General features: G+C 51.6%; 19 protein-coding genes. 14 read left to right on the forward strand and 5 right to left on the reverse strand.

Annotated elements, in window-relative coordinates; all coding sequences use genetic code 11:
• The first annotated feature begins 18 nt into the window (after positions 1 to 18).
• The 3 genes from KWG64_RS02020 (at position 19) to KWG64_RS02030 (ending at position 2,132) form a co-directional block, all read left to right on the forward strand.
• Complete coding sequence (locus KWG64_RS02020; RefSeq protein WP_218520763.1) at positions 19 to 660, forward strand: cytochrome b/b6 domain-containing protein; 642 nt, start codon at positions 19 to 21, stop codon at positions 658 to 660.
• Positions 653 to 1,417: a molybdopterin-dependent oxidoreductase gene (locus tag KWG64_RS02025; RefSeq protein ID WP_218520764.1), complete on the forward strand. Its 765-nt coding sequence runs from the start codon at positions 653 to 655 to the stop codon at positions 1,415 to 1,417. The genes KWG64_RS02020 and KWG64_RS02025 overlap by 8 nt, the downstream gene beginning before the upstream one ends.
• Positions 1,418 to 1,796: 379 nt before the next feature.
• Entirely contained in the window at positions 1,797 to 2,132 is a 336-nt protein-coding gene (locus KWG64_RS02030; RefSeq protein ID WP_218520765.1) for a DUF1493 family protein, read from the forward strand.
• A gap of 110 nt (positions 2,133 to 2,242) precedes the next feature.
• Here the strand turns inward: KWG64_RS02030 and ompX are convergent, their stop codons facing one another.
• Positions 2,243 to 2,776, reverse strand: coding sequence for an outer membrane protein OmpX (gene ompX, locus KWG64_RS02035; protein WP_195812882.1), 534 nt, complete (start codon positions 2,774 to 2,776; stop codon positions 2,243 to 2,245).
• Between the two features lie 398 nt (positions 2,777 to 3,174).
• Here ompX and rhtA point away from each other — a divergent pair, with 398 nt between their 5' ends.
• From rhtA to ybiO, 10 genes are all read left to right on the forward strand, one after another.
• A complete protein-coding gene (gene rhtA, locus KWG64_RS02040; RefSeq protein ID WP_218520766.1) occupies positions 3,175 to 4,149 on the forward strand; it encodes a threonine/homoserine exporter RhtA in 975 nt (324 codons plus the stop codon).
• A gap of 189 nt (positions 4,150 to 4,338) precedes the next feature.
• Positions 4,339 to 4,902 (forward strand): fasciclin domain-containing protein, encoded by a 564-nt coding sequence (locus tag KWG64_RS02045; RefSeq protein WP_218520767.1) that lies wholly within the window; start codon positions 4,339 to 4,341, stop codon positions 4,900 to 4,902.
• A 64-nt stretch (positions 4,903 to 4,966) separates the two neighbouring features.
• On the forward strand, positions 4,967 to 5,548 hold the full coding sequence (locus KWG64_RS02050) for a sigma-70 family RNA polymerase sigma factor (RefSeq protein WP_152324271.1): 582 nt from the start codon (positions 4,967 to 4,969) through the stop codon (positions 5,546 to 5,548).
• Positions 5,545 to 6,222, forward strand: a complete 678-nt coding sequence (locus tag KWG64_RS02055; RefSeq protein ID WP_218520768.1) for an anti-sigma factor domain-containing protein — start codon at positions 5,545 to 5,547, stop codon at positions 6,220 to 6,222. The genes KWG64_RS02050 and KWG64_RS02055 overlap by 4 nt, the downstream gene beginning before the upstream one ends.
• 416 nt (positions 6,223 to 6,638) lie before the next feature.
• Positions 6,639 to 7,142: a DNA starvation/stationary phase protection protein Dps gene (gene dps, locus KWG64_RS02060; protein ID WP_015696542.1), complete on the forward strand. Its 504-nt coding sequence runs from the start codon at positions 6,639 to 6,641 to the stop codon at positions 7,140 to 7,142.
• Positions 7,143 to 7,244: 102 nt separating this feature from the next.
• Positions 7,245 to 7,511: a DksA/TraR family C4-type zinc finger protein gene (locus KWG64_RS02065; RefSeq protein WP_152324284.1), complete on the forward strand. Its 267-nt coding sequence runs from the start codon at positions 7,245 to 7,247 to the stop codon at positions 7,509 to 7,511.
• Between the two features lie 401 nt (positions 7,512 to 7,912).
• A complete protein-coding gene (glnH, locus tag KWG64_RS02070) occupies positions 7,913 to 8,656 on the forward strand; it encodes a glutamine ABC transporter substrate-binding protein GlnH (protein WP_152324285.1) in 744 nt (247 codons plus the stop codon).
• A 110-nt stretch (positions 8,657 to 8,766) separates the two neighbouring features.
• Positions 8,767 to 9,426 carry a glutamine ABC transporter permease GlnP gene (gene glnP, locus KWG64_RS02075; protein WP_152324286.1) on the forward strand — a complete coding sequence of 220 codons (660 nt, stop codon included), beginning with the start codon at positions 8,767 to 8,769 and terminating at the stop codon, positions 9,424 to 9,426.
• Positions 9,423 to 10,145 (forward strand): glutamine ABC transporter ATP-binding protein GlnQ, encoded by a 723-nt coding sequence (gene glnQ / locus KWG64_RS02080; protein WP_165058189.1) that lies wholly within the window; start codon positions 9,423 to 9,425, stop codon positions 10,143 to 10,145. The genes glnP and glnQ overlap by 4 nt, the downstream gene beginning before the upstream one ends.
• Positions 10,146 to 10,674: 529 nt before the next feature.
• Complete coding sequence (gene ybiO, locus KWG64_RS02085) at positions 10,675 to 12,900, forward strand: mechanosensitive channel protein (RefSeq protein WP_218520769.1); 2,226 nt, start codon at positions 10,675 to 10,677, stop codon at positions 12,898 to 12,900.
• Between the two features lie 466 nt (positions 12,901 to 13,366).
• Here ybiO and KWG64_RS02090 read toward each other — a convergent pair whose 3' ends face one another.
• Positions 13,367 to 14,677, reverse strand: coding sequence for a PAS domain-containing methyl-accepting chemotaxis protein (locus tag KWG64_RS02090; protein ID WP_218520770.1), 1,311 nt, complete (start codon positions 14,675 to 14,677; stop codon positions 13,367 to 13,369).
• A gap of 340 nt (positions 14,678 to 15,017) precedes the next feature.
• Positions 15,018 to 15,986, reverse strand: a complete 969-nt coding sequence (gene rlmF / locus KWG64_RS02095) for a 23S rRNA (adenine(1618)-N(6))-methyltransferase RlmF (protein ID WP_152324291.1) — start codon at positions 15,984 to 15,986, stop codon at positions 15,018 to 15,020.
• Between the two features lie 197 nt (positions 15,987 to 16,183).
• Here rlmF and KWG64_RS02100 point away from each other — a divergent pair, with 197 nt between their 5' ends.
• Positions 16,184 to 16,816: a flavin reductase family protein gene (locus tag KWG64_RS02100; RefSeq protein ID WP_218520771.1), complete on the forward strand. Its 633-nt coding sequence runs from the start codon at positions 16,184 to 16,186 to the stop codon at positions 16,814 to 16,816.
• 72 nt (positions 16,817 to 16,888) lie between these two features.
• On the opposite strand, the gene KWG64_RS02105 is transcribed toward KWG64_RS02100, so the two are convergent.
• The gene (locus tag KWG64_RS02105) at positions 16,889 to 18,751 is read right to left on the reverse strand and encodes a M3 family metallopeptidase (RefSeq protein ID WP_218520772.1); all 1,863 of its coding nucleotides are present in this window, start codon (positions 18,749 to 18,751) and stop codon (positions 16,889 to 16,891) included.
• A gap of 111 nt (positions 18,752 to 18,862) precedes the next feature.
• Complete coding sequence (locus tag KWG64_RS02110) at positions 18,863 to 19,204, reverse strand: zinc ribbon domain-containing protein YjdM (RefSeq protein WP_104921359.1); 342 nt, start codon at positions 19,202 to 19,204, stop codon at positions 18,863 to 18,865.
• Positions 19,205 to 19,317: the final 113 nt, after the last annotated feature.

Here is a 19,317-nt window from a genome sequence, read left to right on the forward strand (position 1 = left end):
TTTAACAGGAGATTTACCGTGAAACCTCAGCCCTCTTCAGTTCGAAAACGCAGGATCCATTCCTGGCCGGTGCGTATCAGCCACTGGATTAATCTTCTGGCAATGATTGGCATGGTGATGAGCGGCTGGGGGATTTATAACGCGGATCCCCTGTTTCCCTTTACGTTCCCGCAAAACACCACGCTCGGCGGCTGGCTGGGCGGCAACATCGCCTGGCATCTCGCCGTGATGTGGCTGCTGGCAGCTAACGCTCTGTTTTATCTGCTGTGGGGCGTTTTCAGCGGCCATTTTAAGCGGGACTTTTTCCCGTTTTCAGCCCGCAGCGTCTGGCGCGATACCGTCCGTGCCCTGACCTTCCATCTGCCCCATAAACTCGGCCAGTACAACGCCGTGCAAAAACTGATGTACAGCGGTGTTCTGCTACTGGGGCTACTGCTGGTGCTATCCGGTTTATCCATCTGGAAACCAGTGCAGTTCAGCGGGCTGGTGTGGCTGTTCGGCGGGTTCGATATTGCCCGTTATGTGCACTTTTTTGCGATGAGTGGCGTGATGCTGTTCGTAGTCATTCATGTCCTGATGGTGGTGCTGGTGCCGAAAACATTTGTGGCGATGCTCACCGGCGGCAAGGCAATGAACAAAGAGGAAAGCGCCGATGAGTGAAAAATCACAACGGCCAAAAATCATTCTGGAGCCCGATCAGCGCAAGCAGCTGGTGAATATACAGCGCCGTTTACTGCTGCGCTCAGGATTAACGCTCGGTGCAGTTTCCATGCTGACCGGCTGTAATTTGCAGGACGGCGACGAAGTCGACAAAGTGCTGTGGGCGATGTCGCGCTGGAATGACCGCGTTCAGGGCTGGTTATTTGGCGGGCAGAAGCTGGCGCAAACTTACCGCGCCGACCAGATTACGACACCGTTTCGCTTCAACGCGTATTACCCCGAGTACAATGTGCCGGAAATCGACATCCCGAATTACCGGCTGGAAGTGTCCGGGCTGGTGCAAAAGAAAGCCTCGTGGACGCTGGAACAACTTCAGCGCCTGCCGCAGGAAAGCCAGATCACCCGCCTGATTTGCATTGAAGGCTGGAGCGCTATCGGGCAGTGGAAAGGCGTGCCGCTCAAAACATTTCTTCAGCACGTCGGAGCCGATCTGACGGCTAAATATGTCGGATTTAAATGCGATGATCGCTATTACTCAAGCATCGATATGGCCACCGCGCTGCATCCGCAAACCATTCTGGCACTGGATTTTGGCGGCAAACCACTGCCTCCGGATTTCGGGTACCCGCTTCGGCTGAGAATGCCCACCAAGTTAGGCTTCAAAAACGCCAAACATATCGGCGCGATTTTCGTCACCAATAATAATCCGGGCGGTTACTGGGAAGACCAGGGTTATAACTGGTTTAGCGGGATTTGATAATACCTTAGCCCTTTATTCTATATTCCGGCTGAAATTAAATAAGTAGATTTCATTATCCGGACCAATAATAGAGGGCCTTTCCAGCCATCCCTGCAGGAAAGGCATAATTTCAACTTCATTATTTAAATTACTTGTCTTAAAAAACTCTCATTTCATTTAAGCCAGACTGATTAGTGAAATAGTTAACGGCTCATCAATTATATTTTTAAAACCCTGCAAAATAACACAAAATATATAACCCAGATCAACAAATAGGCTTTTTAACAGCAGAGTTCACTTCCTCTATATTGCTGAATTTTGTCCCCCGTAATATACAAGGATTCATAAACACGCCATTAAGAGACTACAACATGCTTGCGCGGAGTGAAGATAAAATATGGTAGATGATATTGAACAACGCATATACGCGCTTGTCAGGCCTTTTAACGGCGTTTATCTTTTCAATAATAAGAAGAGGCAGAAGATTTTTACTCCGGAGACGGATCTTGATACAGATTTAAAGTTAGATGTAGGAGAAGCGGAGGATTTAATGGATAAGTATTTTTCTGAATTTAACGTTCAGAGAGATAACTTTTCTGTTGAAAATTATTATCCGTATGAACCTTTTTCATGGAATCCTTTTAAAAAAAGAATTCTTATTCCCGTGCCTGATTTCACCATAGGAATGTTAATAGAATCGGCCAAAGCAGGCCGCTGGTTGTACGATCAATGAAAAGGAGTTTTAACGATGCTGTACCAGTTCACAGACATAAAAAAACCGCTCTTTCGAGCGGTTTTTGTTTTCGCGATAGGGTAACGGCGAGCGTTACACAGGGCGAAGAATTAGAAGCTGTAACCCACGCCTGCGATCCAGGTGCCAACATCAACACTGCGGATGCGGGACTGTTCGTAGGAAACGTCCAGAGCAACGTTCTGGATTGGGTTGAACTGCAGACCAGCACCGTAAGAGAAACCATAATCGCTGGTGTCTGATTTTTCACGGTTAGCGGTAGAAGCCACGTTTTCGTTGTACTGGAATTTACCGTAGCCCAGACCGATCACGCCGTAAGCAGAAACCCAGTCGTTGATGCGGTATGCAGGACCTGCAGTGATGCCGTAGTACTGTGCTTTACGGTAGTCACCAGAAGTCGGGTTGCTATCGTCCTGAATGTAAGTGAAAGAGCCGATAACGCCCAGTGGGTTGTTATCTTGCTCGTAACGGTACTTCAGGTTGAAGCCGTTTGCTTTGTTTACAACGCCTTGTGCGTCACCCTGAGCGTAGCCAGCAGAAACGGTGCTGGTACCAGCGAATGCGCTAGAGGAAACACCCAGTGCTACAACGCAAGCTAATGCGGAAAGACATGCAATTTTTTTCATAAACCACCTCAAAAAGAGAAACCAAAGTAACCTTCACGTTCCAAAATATAACAAAAACCAGTGTGAAACTCTGCCTCAATTAAGATGTCCAAAGCATCATATGGTGTAACAGGAAGTTTCCAGTACTAAGTATCTATCTAAATTTATTGAGATTTTCGTCACTAAAACTATAAGATAAACTTATTGAACTTTTTGGAATTAGCAGATAATTCCTAAATTTTTGGGCAAAAAAACGCCACTTTTTGACAATTTTTTAAGAAACGCATTCTGAAAAAACTTTTTTTTGAGGATTTTTTCCCGCGTGATTTCCCACTACACTGACTGTGCTTTACCTTTCTTTTCAAAACTATAAATCTGAAGATTCCGAATTCATGGGATCACCTCAAAAGGCGCAATGGATGTCACAGTCAGAACAAAATCAGCCGCAGGACTCTCAGGACGCGGCACATAATAATGGCCCGCCACTTCCCGCGTTACCCCGGAAAGCTTCACCGCTGATCGCCATCCTTTTATTACTCGTCGCGATGCTCTCATTACAGGGTGGCGCGTCGCTGGCCAAAACGCTGTTTCCGGTCGTCGGGCCGCAAGGGGTGACCGCGCTACGTCTGGGCATCGGTTCTATACTGTTACTTCTCTATTTCCGACCGTGGCGGCTTAAAATGCGCGGCGGCAATTTCCGCGCGCTGCTGATGTACGGCCTGGCGCTCGGTTGCATGAACTACAGCTTTTATCTGGCGCTGCGGACCGTGCCGTTAGGGATCGCAGTTGCACTCGAATTCACCGGGCCGCTGGCCGTTGCGATGTTTTCCTCGCGCCGTCCGGTCGATTTCATCTGGGTCGTACTGGCCGTTGCCGGGCTATTGTTCCTGCTGCCACTGGGGCAAAGCGCGGGGGGAGTGGATCTAAAAGGTGCCTGTTTTGCGCTGATCGCCGGTGCCTGCTGGGCCGTTTATATTCTTGCCGGTCAGAAAGCGGGCAGCAGCTACGGGCCGGGTACGGCGGCGATAGGCTCTGTGATTGCCGCGCTGATCTTCTTTCCGATCGGAGTCGCGCAGGCGCATACCTCTATTTTCAGCTGGGAGATTTTGCCGTTAGGCCTGCTGATCGCCCTGCTCACTTCTGCAATCCCTTACTCGCTGGAAATGATGGCGCTGACCAAACTTCCGGCCAAAACGTTTGGCACGCTGATGAGCATGGAACCGGCGATGGCAGCACTTTCAGGGATAATTTTCCTGGGTGAGTTCCTGACGGCCTCACAGTGGCTGGGGCTGGCCGCGATTATTGCGGCGTCTGCCGGTTCGACGCTGACGCTGCAACGCAAAGCCAAAATAGAAACGGTCGATATTCCGGGCAATAATCCTTCAGGGAAGTAAATTCATCCCGAATCTTCAAAAAAGCCACGTCATCACGATGTGGCTTTTTTCTTTTCTATCAATATGTTGAAAAATACTTTCGTCTTTTTCATTTTATTTCATCTTTTCCTGCATCCAAAAGCAGGGGGTCATTCGTATGTATAGATGTGAGGCAAGACCTTACCTACTTAACCTACGAAGGACACCATCATGAAAACATTACTCCGTACCGCTATCTGTGCTTCTCTTCTGCTGAGCACTGCGTCAATGGCTGCAATGATGTCTCAAGAAACCACCATGGTCGGTGGCGCTGAAATGTATCCGTCTAAAAATATCGTAGAAAATGCCCTGAACTCTAAAGATCACACCACGCTGGTGGCTGCCGTTAAAGCCGCAGGTCTGGTCGATACCTTACAGGGCAAAGGCCCGTTCACCGTGTTTGCCCCTACCAATGCCGCCTTCGCTAAATTACCGGCTGGCACCGTTGATAGTCTGGTGAAACCGGAAAACAAAGCCACGCTGACCAGCATCCTCACGTATCACGTGGTTGCGGGTAAATATGAAATGAAAGATCTCGAAAAACTGCTGAAAAAAGGCAACGGCACCGCAGAGCTGAAAACCGTAAACGGCCAGCCACTGTGGATCCTCAATAACGGCCCGCACAATATTCAGCTTAAAGATGGCAAAGGGAATATCGCCAATATCAGCACTTATGACGTCCAGCAGAAGAACGGTGTGATCGACGTCATTGATACCGTCCTGATGCCAAAATAATACCGACTATACTGAGGGCATGATTTCTTTATGAAACAGCACCTCAGCAAGTCAGGACGGGCGAATGCATGACAATTTTTTAGTTAAGCCAACACCAGAGAATGCGCTGGAAGTACAGCGTGAACTGATGAGCGCCATGGCCGTTGGCGATCGACAGGCATTTGAGCAGTTATACCGTCTGACGTCCCCCCGGTTGTTCGCCGTCGCATTACGCATGTTGCGCCGGCACGCCTGGGCAGAAGAAGTTTTGCACGACAGCTACATCACCGCGTGGAACCGCGCCGGTTCGTATAATCCGGCGCTCAGTTCCCCGATGACCTGGCTGACACATATTGTCCGCAACCGCGCCATCGACTGGATGCGCGGAAGCGACAATCAGCTCGATGAGCTGGATGACGACGTCATGAACAGCGACGCCAGCGACGTTGATGAGCCTTTGCAACGGCTGCAACAGGACAGCGATGCCAAAATTCTGGCGGCCTGCCTGGCGCACCTTCCCGCAGAACAACGACAGAGCCTGATCCTTGCCTATTATCAAGGCCTGTCTCACGGCGAGGTTTCCTCACATTTACAACAACCCCTGGGGACGATAAAAAGCTGGATCCGTCGCGCCCTGGATCACCTTAAGAGCTGCGTCGGACTATGAAAAGTAGAAGCCATTATCAGGCTGCCCTCGCAGCCGAATATGCACTCGGCACCCTGCGCGGCGCGGCGCGGATTCAGTTCGAGCGTAAAATGCGCGATGACCCGGCGTTAGCGGCTGAAGTCGCCCGCTGGCAGGAGGCGTTTACCCAGCTCGATAACCAGATTATCCCGGTGATCCCACCCGCTTCGGTCTGGAAACGCATTCAGCACAATCTGACCTTACAACCTGAAAAACGCCCTGCTCCGGCGAAAAGGCCGGTACGCGGATACATTGGCTGGGCGCTGGCCGCCGGGCTGGCGGCATTGTTGCTGATCCCTCACCTTCTGGTACAACCCGTCGCGCCAACACCGGTCGCCATTCTGGCCAGCAGCGCCGGGCAGCAAAACGGGCAATGGGTGGTCAGCGTCGATATGAGCACGCGCAGCCTGTTGCTGACACCGCTCAGCGCACCGGATCTGGCGGCCGACCGCAGTCTGGAACTGTGGGCTATTCCGCCGGGCGGCAAACCGCGTTCGCTCGGCTTGCTCAACACGCAGCAACCGACGCAGTTAACGCTGGCCGCAAAAATGCCGGACCCGGGTTATACGCTGGCGATCAGCCTGGAACCTCGCGGCGGTTCTCCAACAGGACAACCGACCGGCGCAGTGCTTTACAGCGGAACGCTGGCACTGTAATCCTTTCAAGTTATTTATATAAAACGGCAGATATTCTTCTGCCGTTTTGGCTAATTCTATTCAAAATAAATAATTACCCGCTCTGACTGTTATTTTCCGCCATTACACATGAGTATTATGAATATATATTCACACCAGAAGTTACATTCGAAAATATTTACCACACTTAAATGAAAATAATTATCACTATTAGCACTTATTAATTCCGGAATAAAAAATACAATTACGGATGAATCCTATGCACCTGAGAAATCAGTATGATAGGTTAAACAGGTCGGCGAGACAGTCCTTTTAGACACACGCTATCAGAACGATAGGAACGACTGCCCTGCAAAATTGTGATTTATTGCTATACTGAATGCAGTTAAGAAATACATTATTTAGCGTTTATTTTAATGAAACAAGGAGATATGAATATGAGTACCGCTAAACTGGTCAAAACGAAATCTTCTGAACTTATCTACACACGCAACGATTTAGATGAGAGCGTTAAACTCAATACCATCAAAGTGCTTAACCGTCTGGTGACTGAATATATCGATCTGTCGCTGATTACTAAACAGGCACACTGGAACATGCGTGGCGCAAACTTCATTGCCGTCCATGAAATGCTCGACGGCTTCCGCACTGCGATTATCGACCATCAGGACACCATCGCAGAACGTGTCGTTCAGTTAGGTGGCGTTGCGCTGGGTACCGTGCAGGTTGTTAACGATAAAACCCCGCTGAAAAGTTACCCGACCAATATCCACACCGTACAGGAACACCTGAAAGCGCTGGCTGAACGTTATGCTGTTGTGGCTAACGATACCCGCAAAGCCATCAGCGAAGTGGAAGACGAAGATACCGCAGATATTTTCACTGCCGCATCCCGTGACCTGGATAAATTCCTGTGGTTTATCGAATCTAACATCGAGTAATCACATTCCGGCACCGCAGGATCAGGCTGCGGTCATCTGAGTGATTAATGCGAAGCGGGTTGGCCTTTAATGCCAGCCCGTTTTACTTTTCCGGAGGTCACCATGGCAAGCGGATGGGCGCAAGATGGCGCCGTTCAGGACCAGATTGATTCAACGGTAAATGACGCGGTTGACCGCGCACGACAGTCGCTCGGACATGGCGAAAGTGCCCATTTCTGCCGGGAATGCGGAGAGCCGATCCCGGAAGCTCGCCGGAAAGCGCTTCAGGGCGTTCAGTATTGCGTCACCTGCCAGGCTGAGCTGGATAAAAAGCAGCAGGATCATGCCGGATATAATCGCCGGGGAAGTAAAGACAGCCAGCTGCGCTAGATTTTTTTCTTATGACGGGTTGCACCATTATGGTTCAACCCACCTCGGTTTTTACTCAGTTCCCACCCTTCCCCTCTTTACATCTGCTTCAATATTGAGCAGTGGTTTTACGCACGTTCTGAAAAAGTTAGAGCGAGTTATCATTTGGATGGCATGATTGTTAATTAATGATTGTTTAAAATACAACATCTGGTTAATGATGACGCGATGCACCATGAGAGAACATTGCAAGATGTAACAATGCACCACAAATGTGCAATTCCGGATTAATCCGCAGCTTGAACGGTTCAGCAAGACGATAAGCCATTGAATTTTAAAATAGATGAATAATGGCATGAATTTTGCAGATAAGCGTCGTAACATAAGGTCGTTCCCATAATATGTACAAAGGAAATTCACTGATGAAGTCACTCTTAAAAGTTTCCCTGGCCGCGCTGACCCTGGCCTTTGCCGTTAGCTCACACGCAGCAGACAAAAAACTGATCGTAGCTACCGACACTGCGTTTGTACCGTTTGAATTCAAACAAGGCGACAAGTATGTCGGCTTCGACATCGACCTGTGGGACGCGGTCGCTAAAGAGATGAAAGTCTCTTATGAACTGAAACCAATGGATTTCGGCGGCATCATCCCTGCCCTGCAAACTCACAACATCGATCTGGCACTGGCCGGTATCACCATTACACCAGAGCGTAAAAAAGCGATCGACTTCTCTGACGGCTACTACAACAGCGGCCTGATGGTGATGGTTAAGAGCAACAACGACGCTATCAAAAGCGTTAATGATCTGAAAGGCAAAGTGGTTGCAGTGAAAAGCGGCACCAGCTCCGTTGACTACATGAAAGCCAACGTGCAGACCAAAGATCTGCGTCAGTTCCCGAACATCGACAGCGCTTACATGGAACTGGGTACAGGCCGTGCTGATGCTGTAATGCACGACACCCCGAACATTCTGTACTTCATCAAAACTGCCGGTAAAGGCCAGTTCAAGGCCGTCGGTGATTCACTGGCTGGTCAGCAATACGGCATCGCCTTCCCGCAAGGCAGTGACCTGCGTGAGAAAGCCAACGCGGCTCTGAAAACCATCAAAGAGAATGGTACTTACGCGGCAATCTACAAAAAATGGTTCGATACTGAACCTAAGTAAGTTTTTTTCATTTAAGTCGTTCCTCTATATAGAAATCTGACTTGATAAGAAGCGCCTGACGGGGAATTCTCCGGACAGGCGCAGTTTGTTGTTTTACCAGGAGATAATCCATGCAGTTTGACTGGAGCGTAATTTGGCCCGCTCTGCCTATCCTGCTCGAAGGCGCCAAGATGACATTGTGGATTTCGGTCCTCGGTCTGGTTGGCGGTCTGATTATTGGTGTGATTGCGGGTTTTGCCCGCGCGTTTGGTGGCTGGTTTAGCAGCAACATCGCACTGGTATTTATCGAGCTCATTCGCGGTACGCCTATTGTCGTACAGGTAATGTTCATTTATTTCGCACTGCCGATGATGGTTCCCGATCTGCGTATCGACCCGTTCAGCGCGGCGGTGGTGACAATCATGATCAACTCAGGTGCGTACATCGCTGAAATTACGCGTGGCGCCGTGTTGTCCATCCATAATGGTTTCCGCGAAGCGGGCCTGGCGCTGGGTCTGTCGCGTCGTGCGACCCTGCGTTACATCATCATGCCGCTGGCGTTGCGCCGCATGCTGCCACCGCTGGGCAACCAGTGGATTGTGAGTATCAAAGATACCTCGCTGTTTATCGTCATCGGTGTCGCCGAGCTGACCCGTCAGGGCCAGGAAATCATCGCCGGTAACTTCCGCGCCATGGAAATCTGGAGTGCGGTTGCCGTTATCTATCTGATCATCACGCTGGCTCTGAGCTTTGTTCTGCGCCGCTTAGAACGCAAACTGAAAATTATATGATTGAATTCAAGAACGTCTCAAAACACTTTGGTAAAACCCAGGTGCTCCACGACATCGATCTGAACATTTCTCAGGGTGAAGTCGTGGTTATTATCGGGCCATCCGGTTCCGGTAAATCCACTTTGCTGCGTTGCATCAACAAGCTGGAAGAAATCACGTCCGGCGAACTGATTGTCGATGGCCTGAAAGTGAATGACCCGAAAGTCGACGAACGTCTGATCCGCCAGGAAGCCGGGATGGTTTTCCAGCAGTTCTATCTGTTCCCGCACATGACAGCGCTGGAAAACGTGGCTTTCGGCCCGATCCGCGTTCGTGGTGCGTCGAAAGATGAAGCCAATAAACTGGCGAAAGAATTGCTGGCAAAAGTCGGTCTTTCCGAGCGTGGTAACCACTACCCGTCTGAGCTTTCCGGCGGACAGCAACAGCGTGTGGCGATTGCCCGTGCGCTGGCGGTGAAACCTAAACTGATGCTGTTTGATGAGCCAACCTCTGCGCTGGATCCGGAACTGCGCCATGAAGTATTGACCGTCATGAAGCAGCTGGCCGAAGAAGGCATGACGATGGTTATCGTGACGCACGAAGTCGGCTTCGCCGAGAAAGTGGCATCACGGTTAATCTTCATCGATAAAGGGCGTATTGCGGAAGACGGTAAACCGGCGGATCTGGTGAATAACCCACCGAGTGAGCGTCTGCGGGAGTTCCTGCAACACGTTTCCTGATTTGCAGGGAGGCCGCCTGCAAAGGGGGCGGCTTTAAATGCTTCTGATCGAGAATATTTCAGTTTCTTACGGACGGCGATCGCCCGATTAAGGTCAAAACCTTGGGCTCGCCGCCCAAACTGGCCCAAAGGGTTTTAAACGAAACCCTTTGGAATCCTGCGTTTTATTAGATACGCGCTATCGCTGGGTCGATGGACATATTCTGTTATTCCAGCGTGTGGCGCGAAATCTTGCCGCTGCGCGGTTCCTTCCTCGAGGGCTTCGAGCCCGGGGTCTCGAACCCTCGGTCAGCAAAATTTCTGAGCGCGCCATCTCACTTTTTTTCCAAGATAACAGTCGGTTGATTCATTCCGCAATCCGTTCCCCGAGAGTTCGGCAGACGATTTCTCGGCCTGAACCAGTACCCTAACCACGCCTTGTAGCACGTCCTTTCACAAATTCTTGCCACAATTTTTCTACAATACCGTCACCGATGCTTTACCCTTAGGGCAGCAACACTTCCGACTAACGCTATTTTGAGAGAGGAACAATGCCGCATAACGACAGGACTCCGTTGGCTCACCGCATCCAGACACCGATATTTTCAGCTCTGCTGTTTATCACAATCTCCCTGTTCAGCGCCTTCAGCCATGCGGCTGAGGAAAAATCCGCCGCTGCCGATCAACAGAAAGCTTCTTACGCCGCGCTGGCCGATATTCTTCAGGATGATAAAGCCCGCGCCCAACTCATTACCCATCTGCGGGAAGCCGCCGGAACCACGCCGGCAGCAAAAGCGCCTGACGAAAACACCGCTCCGCAGGCTGAACAGCTTTCGCTGATTGACCAGCTGGTGGATACCACGCAGCAAACCGCCTCCGGATTTATGAAGCGCGTACAGCAGCTTAAAGACACCATCAATTCCGGCCCGCAGCATCATTTTAATGCCGCGCGTTTCTTCCCGGCGTTGGGGTATTTTTTGCTGACCGTCGCCGTGACCTTTGCTTTTTTCCATCTGATTCGCCGGTTAATCGGGCCGCTTTATCTGCGCCTCGGACGCTGGGGAAACCATGCGCGGCTGAAAGAAGCGCACTGGTACAAACTGCCCGCCAGCATCATCGGGGCGTTCGCGGTTGACCTCGGTATTCTGCTGCTGACCGTCGCCGCCGGTAATTTGTTCACGCAATATTTCAACGGCGGCAGCCCGCTGATTGCGCGCCTGCAGGCTTTGTTCCTCAGCGCCTTCGCGGTGATTGAATTTTTCAAAGCCGTTTTGCGCCTGATCTTTGCGCCCGGCTTCAGCTACCTGCGCCCTTTCCCGCTGGCGGATGTCACGGCGCGCTACTGGAATACCCGTCTGGCGTGGGTCAGCGGGCTGATTGGCTACGCGCTGATGGTCGGCGTACCGGTGGTTGCCACACAAATCAATTACACCACCGCCGCTGTGGTGAATTTCGTGGTGATGCTGGCCCTGACGGTTTACGCCAGCTGGCTGATTCTGCATAACCGCCGCACAATCCATCATGAATTCAACCTGCTGGCTGAACGTTCGATGGCATTTTTCAGCGTCATCCTCCGCGCCCTCGGGCATGTCTGGCATTTGCTGGCGGTCAGTTATTTCGTGGTGTTGTTCTTCCTTTCGCAGTTTGATTTTGCCGGAAGTCTGCGTTTTATGATGGCCGCAACGATTAAAAGTCTGGTGATTATCGGCATCGGCGCGCTGATCTCCGGCCTGCTTTCGCGCTGGATTAACCGCCGTATCACCCTGCCCGATGACGTTAACCGCCGTTACCCGCTGCTGCAAAAGCGCATTAACTCGTACATTCCGGCAGGTTTAAAAATCATCCGCGTGCTGGTGGTGCTGAGCGTAACGCTTTCGCTGCTCGATGCGTGGCAGATTTTCAATCTCAACAAATGGTTTATGACGGAGACCGGCGAGAAAGTGATCAGCGGTCTGGGCCATATGCTGTTTATTCTGTGCTTCGCCATCGTGGCCTGGACGCTGCTTGCCAGCGTGATTGAACATCGTCTGGCGCAGGAACTGAGTAACGGCGCACGTCCGAGCGCCCGTGAGCGCACGCTGCTGACCCTGTTCCGCAACGTTCTCGCGATTGTGATTTGTACGATCACCATTATGATCATGCTCTCGCAGGTCGGGCTGAACATCGCCCCGCTGCTGGCCGGTGCCGGTGCGCTCGGTCTGGCCGTCAGTTTCGGTGCGCAGACACTGGTAAAAGACGTGATCACCGGTATTTTCATCCAGTTCGAAAATGGGATGAATACCGGCGAATACGTCACGGTGATGGGCATCAGCGGCACGGTTGAGCGCATGACCATCCGCTCGATTGGCCTGCGCGATATCTACGGCGTGTATCACATCGTTCCCTACTCTTCGATAACGACGCTTTCGAATTATGAACGTGAGTTTGGCGTCTACCGGGCCAGCTATAACGTCAGCCGTAATGAAGACGTGGACGCCGCCAACGCCGTCCTGCGTAAGGCCGTTGAAGCTCTGCAACAGGATGAAAACATCAAACCGTTATTGCTCGGCGAACCGACTTATCAGGGTGTCGTGGGATTAGGCGATCAGTTCTTCACCCTGCGGGTGCTGGTGCGCACAAAGGCGCTGGAACAATGGACGGTGCAGTATGCGTTAGACCGTTTAGTGAAGAATCACTTTGCCGCCGCAGGGATTGAGATGCCGAGGCAGGCGGTTCAACTTTATGCCGATGAAGCGGCATCGCAGCTGGCTACAGTACAAAACGGCTTTAAGCCTTAAAACCTTCAATCGAGATTATTTCGGTTTCTTACGGACGGCGATCTCCCGGTTAAGGCAAAACCTTGGGCTCGCCAGCTCACCTCTCCTGAAAGATTTAACCACTACGCTTTTGAATTGAGAAATGCCATTGGCCGCTTTCAAAACGACGTCGAATGAACGGTGAGAAACGGCGAGAGTCTTTTTTCGAGCTGGTTTGAACCTGAAATGAGAGCACCGCGCAGCGGCGGCGTTTGCGGCACTAGCCGGAGTTCCTGAAACATAGCCTGCCAGCGATAGCGCGCAGTAAAAAAAGCGAGGAGAGTCGAGAGAGGAAAAGCACTTTCCTCTCTCGTCGGTTTTGGCGACAACAGCTGAGCGATCACCGCTAATGAAAAACCGAAACTTTCTCAGTCTGCAGTAAAAAGCCGGTGTGGATAGCACCCCGAAGGTTTTAACACCGCCTGATGCCCGGTATGGCATCAAAAGATTAATGCCTCGTTTGCCCCTGATCCCCGGTGATAACCGAAAACTCCGCCATCATCCGCACCAGATCCTGCATCCCCAGATTGACCTGATTAATCACATCGCCCGCATTGCGGCTCAGCGCGACACCGCCGCCCGCGCGGTTAACGCAGTTCCCCATGCCGTCGATTGCCGCCAACACACCGTCGCGGATGCTTTGCGTCAGCTGATCAATCTCCACGGCGGCTTTCCGCGACTGATCCGCCAGCGAACGCACTTCACCGGCGACCACGGCAAATCCTCTGCCCTGTTCGCCCGCGTGCGCGGCTTCGATGGTGGCGTTAATCGCCAGTAAGTTGGTTTGCGAAGAGATGCGCCGGATGGTATCCACCATCTCGCCAATCCTTTCTGAGGTTTGGCCGAGCTGGCCGATAATGTCCGATGTGCGGCGCGCCAGCGCTTCGACTTCCTGCATATCTTCCACGGCTTTCTGGACGATGGTGACCCCTTCTGCCGCCGTTTTGTCCGTGGTCAGCGACAGTTCGTGGACATGCGTCATCATGCTTTCCTGCTGACGCTGCTGCGCCATCTGGCTGGTAATATCCTGCGCGATTTTGACGATTTTCAGCACCTTGCCGTCATCATCCATGACCGGGTTGTAGCTGGCTTCCAGCCAGATCGCCTGGCCGCGACCGTTCATCCGCTCGAAACGCCCGAGGATAAATTCTCCGTTACGCAGACGCTGCCAGTGATTTTTATATTCGTGGGTATCACCAAACTTCGGCAGACAAAACATCGCGTGAGGGTGGCCTTTGATTTGTTGCAGAGAATAACCCATGACTTTCAGGAAGTTATTGTTTGCAGAAATCACATTACCTTCGGGGGTAAAGGTAATCAGTGCCATTGAACGTTCAAGTGCTTGTAAAATTCCCTGATGTTCGTGCGATTCTGTAATTCTTTCAGAGACATCACTGGCAATTTTAATTATTTCAGTGACTTTGCCTTGTTTATTTTTAACAGGAACATAAGTGGCTTCGAGCCAGATTAATTTTCCACTTTTATGTACTCGTTTAATATTCCCGCTGATGGACTTTCCCTGCCGTAAACCTTCCCAATGCAAGCGATAGGCATCGCTGGCAACGAACTCTGGCGTGCAGAAAATCCGGTGAGGCTGACCAACGACTTCCTGCCTGTTGTAGCCCATGCCCTTAAGGAACAGGTCATTGACCTCAAGCACCACGCCGTCTGGCGTGAAGACAATCATCGGGACAGCGTCCTGAAGTGCTGCGAATTTATCACGCCATGCCGTACTAAACTGATGAGAAAATAATTGCATAGGACAGACACCCTGTGGCTGATAACGTGAATTAATGCGTGGTCGCAATTAATTTAAAAAATACACACGTGCTAATACCTGTGGGTTATTCGTCAAATAACGATAATCCACAGAACATTAGTCTGACCCCTGGGCGGGTTTTAGGCAGGTTTGCTGAAGCTAAACAAAACGCGTTTGAATAAAATCACGCGATAAATCATTACCAGGATAATTAATCAACTTTCTTATAGTGAATTAAGCATAATTTAATCCAATGAAAAAGAAAGGTCAGGCAGGAGTATTTTTTCCAGCCTGTTTGTCGTCAGAATAACAGGCTGGAATAAAGAAGATTACAACGTGATCAGACTGACCAGCGCTTAATCGCCCAACTTTTTTGCTGCGATGGCGTCAGGAAAGTCCAGGCGACGAAGCGGCTGATTTTATTCCCCTGCGTCATCTCAATGGTGCGGATATCCGTCACACCCTCTTCGTTGAGCGCATCATACAGTAGCGGAAGTGTTGTTTTTTTAGATACCAGCACGGTGTACCAGAAACAGTTCTGTGCTTTACCGGCGCTCTCTTCCGCCATGCGGACAACAAACGCTTCTTCGCCGCCTTCACACCACAGTTCGTTGTGCTGACCGCCGAAGTTCAGATCCGCCGTACCGGCACGACGATCCAGCCCAAGATTCTGACGTTTACGCTGGCTGCCTGACGCCGCATCTGCCGCAGACGCATGGAACGGCGGGTTGCACAGCACGGCATCATAACGCTCGTCGTGACGGATAATGGTATCGAGAATACGCGGCGGTTTCGCCTGCAAACGGAAACGTACCTGATTGGTCAGCTGCGGGTTGGTCGCGACAATTTTCTTCGCGGCAGCCATCGAAACCGGGTCAATCTCACTGGCGGTGAAACGCCAGCCGTATTCACGCAGGCCGATAATCGGATAAATACAGTTCGCACCCACACCGATATCCAGCACGGAAATGTCTTTACCCTGCGGGATATTGCCGTTGTTGCAGCTGGCCAGCAAATCCGCCAGATGGTGAACATAATCAGCACGGCCCGGAATTGGCGGACAAAGATAATCTGCCGGAATATCCCAGTTTTCAATCTGATAGCAGTCACGCAGCAAAGCACGGTTCAGCGCTTTTACAGCCTGCGGATTGGCGAAATCGACGGACAGATCGCCCCATTTATTTTCACTGACAAACGGCGCCAGTTCCGGGCTGCTGGCAATCAGGGCCGGGAAATCATAGCGGCTGCGATGACGATTTCGCGGGTGAAGACCGCTTTTTTCCTGAGGGAAGACTTTCTTTTTTTCCACCTGATTGACTCTCCGAAAGGTGTTGCGCGACGCATACAGCATGCGATGGGGCGTTGATATTCATGAATGGCGCACAAGATAACACAAACCGCGGCGGCCTGCCGCGCGCATCCGGGCACATAAAAACGCTCAGTGCCTGTTTAAAACGGGTAATGTACGAATCAGTGTTTTGATGAATCTTTTAACTGAGGAATATCATGAGCGTTGATGATCGTTATTATTACGAACCTGCAAGCGGTCACGACCTGCCGCATGACCCGTTAAACGCCATTGTCGGCCCGCGTCCGATTGGCTGGATCTCCTCGCGCAATGCCGCCGGTCAGCGAAATCTGGCACCTTACAGCTTCTTCAACTGCTTCAATTATCGCCCACCGATCATTGGTTTCGCCAGCAGCGGCTGGAAAGACAGCGTGGCGAATATCGTCGAAACCGGCGAGTTTGTCTGGAATCTGACCACGCGCCCGCTGGCGGTCAAAATGAATGAAAGCTCGGCCACGCTGGAACGCGGCGAAGACGAATTTGCGTTTGCTGGCCTGACGCCGCAGCCGGGCAAGATTGTGGCGGCCGACCGCGTGCTGGAAAGCCCGGTAAACTTTGAATGCAAGCTGACGCAGTGCATTCAGTTAGAAACCGCCGCGGGCGGAAAAATTGATACCTGGCTGGTGCTCGGTGAAGTGGTGGCCGTGCATATCGCGCCGCACCTGCTGGTTGACGGTATTTATCAGACCGCCCTCGCCGAGCCGGTTTTGCGTGCCGGTGGCCCCTCGGCTTACTACGGTATATCTGAAGATTTGCGGTTCGATTTAACACGCCCCGACGCCCGCAAGTAACCACTGATTTAAGCCATTAAAAAACCGCCACAGGTTCAGCACCGGATGGCGGTTTTTTACGCTACGACGCGGTTATTTCGAACCGTAATTCTGATCGACAAAATCCGCGAAATCCTGACACATTGCCTCATCGCCGTCGGCGCTGTCAGCCAGGATGCGTTTCCCGTCTACCACGCGAATATGCACGTTGAGATCGAAACTGGCTTCCGGCTGTTCACGCTCAGAAGCCTTCTCAATCGTGCGCTGCGCATCTTCCCACGCGGCGTCTACCGTCTGATTACACGCCTGCGCCAGATAATCCGGATTGAAGCCCTCGCCGGTCAGGCTGCGCAAGGTATCGTCGTGGCTGACGCTGTTGCCAGGCGTCCAGTAATGCTTCGCCAGATCCGGGCCAATCGCAGGGTTATCGGTCAGATAGCCGTCACGTTTGAGGAAGAACGCACGCGTTTGTTCGACGGCCATCAGCGCCAGCAGGTAGCCCTGATAAGAACAGGCGGATTCCATCGACAGTAAATGCGGGATCGCCAGCGTCGGACGCGGGCTGCCGGTCACGCCGAGAATATGCGTTTCGACGTCACGCGCCAGCGCTATCATGGCTTCAGGCGTGCGTTTTTCATCCGGCCACTGATAAAGCTGCCATTCGAAATACGGCACCAGCAGAATATGGCGCTCGTTAAAAGAGCGCATTGGCTGGCGGGCTTCGATACTGGCGCGGATCAGTTCATCCGGCACCGGCTCATCCGCCGTATTTTTCGCATAACGTTTCAGCCAGTCTGCGTCTTCCAGCAGGCTGTCGCAGAACATCGACTGCGTTTCGGCGTAAGCCATGGACGTCGGCGGGAATTCCTGCGAGAAGCATGGCGCATTCTGGCGGATATTGGCAAAGTGTGCCGCGTGGCCGCCTTCGTGGAACAACGTATTCAGCCCGCTTCCACCGCTGCCAATCTGATCCGGCTTTGCCAGGCTGGTGAAGTTGATCACCGCAGGGATCCATTTACCATTGTCATAAAACGGCGGCACCGGCCCGTGCATAAAACCATTCTCGTATTTGCCTTCACGCACCAGTAAATCCAGCTGCATTTCCGCGCCGTTGAAACCGATGTTCAGGCGCTTAAAGCTGTCAATCCAGCGGCGCAGGGAATCGGCAAACGGGAAATAAGGATCCAGCTGACGGGTCACGTCACCGGCGCTGGCGAAGCGGATATTCCACGGCAACAGCGCAGCGTCGCCTTCGCGGGCAACCAGCTCATTCAGGCTGCGCGTGTTGCTCTCACGCGTCTGCTCTTCGAACCGGTCAAGGATGGCGAATAGCTGTTCCGGCGACATGCGCTCGGTTTTATTCACCTTGTAATCGAAGTAATTGCGATAACCCAGCTGACGCGCAAAGCGGTTACGCAGGCTGATCAGCTGCGGCAAGCCGTTATGCAGCAGCCACTCTTCCAGCTCACGTAAGGCGTTTTGCGAACTGCGGCGGTACGCTTCATTTTCGTTATTCGCCTGATTGGTCAGCAGCTCGCCCAGCGAGGCATTGACGCGCTCGCCTTTGCTGTTGATGTGCGTCATGCGGTACTGCTTACGTTTGCCAAACAGCGCGGATTCCGCCTGAATGATTTCATCGAGCAGCGCCAGCGCTTCAGGGTCTTCGATGACGTTGCAGTCGAAGAAACTCAGCCAGCCGCGAAGGCCGTGCAGCAGCGCATCACGTTCTGCATCCGGCGTTTGTTTTTCGAGACGTGCGATGGCCTCACGCAGCTGCGCGGGACGGGTCGGTTCGGAGATAAAGCGTTTATAAGCCGTTTCGGCGGCGGAGAAAGCACTGGAGACATTTTCATCGCCGGTGCCCATATAGTTTTGCCAGAACAGATTTTCTTTGTTCCGGTGGACTTCGAGGTAGTCGTGATTGAGGGCGTTAAAATAGTCCTGAGCCTGTTTCATGTAATCTTCTCTGCTGAATGTTAAAGAGATTTTACATTGAGTGTATGTTCAGTCAGCGGTTCTGTCGATACGGCAAAACCGCTGAATGCGGGCAGGCTTCAGAATTTGGGATTAGTTTTTCTTAACAAACTCAGATTTGAGTTTCATCTGCCCAAAACCGTCAATTTTGCAGTCGATATTGTGATCGCCTTCAACCAGACGGATGCCTTTCACTTTGGTGCCGATCTTCAGCATGGAAGAACTGCCCTTCACTTTCAGGTCTTTGATTACCGTGACGGAATCACCGTCCGCCAGCAGATTACCGTTGGCATCCACGACCTTCAGCGTATCGTCATCACCCGCCGCATCACCGGCCAGTGCCCAGACATGTCCACATTCAGGGCAATTGAGCATTTCACCGTCCTGCCAGGTGAATTCAGATTTACATGTCGGGCAACTTGGTAACGTTTCCATAACTAAAACCTCAGGTTATGCTTTTAAAAAAGCCATTAAAATCATGAAATAAATTTCACACATGCCCTATTTTAGCTTTTAACCACACATTTGAACAGGGTAAGAGGAGTTTT

The organism is Rahnella sp. PD12R (assembly GCF_019200965.1).
Classification (GTDB): Bacteria; Pseudomonadota; Gammaproteobacteria; order Enterobacterales; family Enterobacteriaceae; genus Rahnella; species Rahnella laticis.

What these genes read in the sequence shown, in the direction of transcription:
- KWG64_RS02025 (WP_218520764.1), top strand. Translation starts at nt 653, where the DNA reads ATGAGTGAAAAATCACAACGGCCAAAAATCATTCTGGAGCCCGATCAG.
- KWG64_RS02030 (WP_218520765.1), top strand. Translation starts at nt 1,797, where the DNA reads ATGGTAGATGATATTGAACAACGCATATACGCGCTTGTCAGGCCTTTT.
- ompX (WP_195812882.1), bottom strand. Translation starts at nt 2,776, where the DNA reads ATGAAAAAAATTGCATGTCTTTCCGCATTAGCTTGCGTTGTAGCACTG.
- rhtA (WP_218520766.1), top strand. Translation starts at nt 3,175, where the DNA reads ATGTCACAGTCAGAACAAAATCAGCCGCAGGACTCTCAGGACGCGGCA.
- KWG64_RS02045 (WP_218520767.1), top strand. Translation starts at nt 4,339, where the DNA reads ATGAAAACATTACTCCGTACCGCTATCTGTGCTTCTCTTCTGCTGAGC.
- KWG64_RS02050 (WP_152324271.1), top strand. Translation starts at nt 4,967, where the DNA reads ATGCATGACAATTTTTTAGTTAAGCCAACACCAGAGAATGCGCTGGAA.
- KWG64_RS02055 (WP_218520768.1), top strand. Translation starts at nt 5,545, where the DNA reads ATGAAAAGTAGAAGCCATTATCAGGCTGCCCTCGCAGCCGAATATGCA.
- dps (WP_015696542.1), top strand. Translation starts at nt 6,639, where the DNA reads ATGAGTACCGCTAAACTGGTCAAAACGAAATCTTCTGAACTTATCTAC.
- KWG64_RS02065 (WP_152324284.1), top strand. Translation starts at nt 7,245, where the DNA reads ATGGCAAGCGGATGGGCGCAAGATGGCGCCGTTCAGGACCAGATTGAT.
- glnH (WP_152324285.1), top strand. Translation starts at nt 7,913, where the DNA reads ATGAAGTCACTCTTAAAAGTTTCCCTGGCCGCGCTGACCCTGGCCTTT.
- glnP (WP_152324286.1), top strand. Translation starts at nt 8,767, where the DNA reads ATGCAGTTTGACTGGAGCGTAATTTGGCCCGCTCTGCCTATCCTGCTC.
- glnQ (WP_165058189.1), top strand. Translation starts at nt 9,423, where the DNA reads ATGATTGAATTCAAGAACGTCTCAAAACACTTTGGTAAAACCCAGGTG.
- ybiO (WP_218520769.1), top strand. Translation starts at nt 10,675, where the DNA reads ATGCCGCATAACGACAGGACTCCGTTGGCTCACCGCATCCAGACACCG.
- KWG64_RS02090 (WP_218520770.1), bottom strand. Translation starts at nt 14,677, where the DNA reads ATGCAATTATTTTCTCATCAGTTTAGTACGGCATGGCGTGATAAATTC.
- KWG64_RS02100 (WP_218520771.1), top strand. Translation starts at nt 16,184, where the DNA reads ATGAGCGTTGATGATCGTTATTATTACGAACCTGCAAGCGGTCACGAC.
- KWG64_RS02105 (WP_218520772.1), bottom strand. Translation starts at nt 18,751, where the DNA reads ATGAAACAGGCTCAGGACTATTTTAACGCCCTCAATCACGACTACCTC.
- KWG64_RS02110 (WP_104921359.1), bottom strand. Translation starts at nt 19,204, where the DNA reads ATGGAAACGTTACCAAGTTGCCCGACATGTAAATCTGAATTCACCTGG.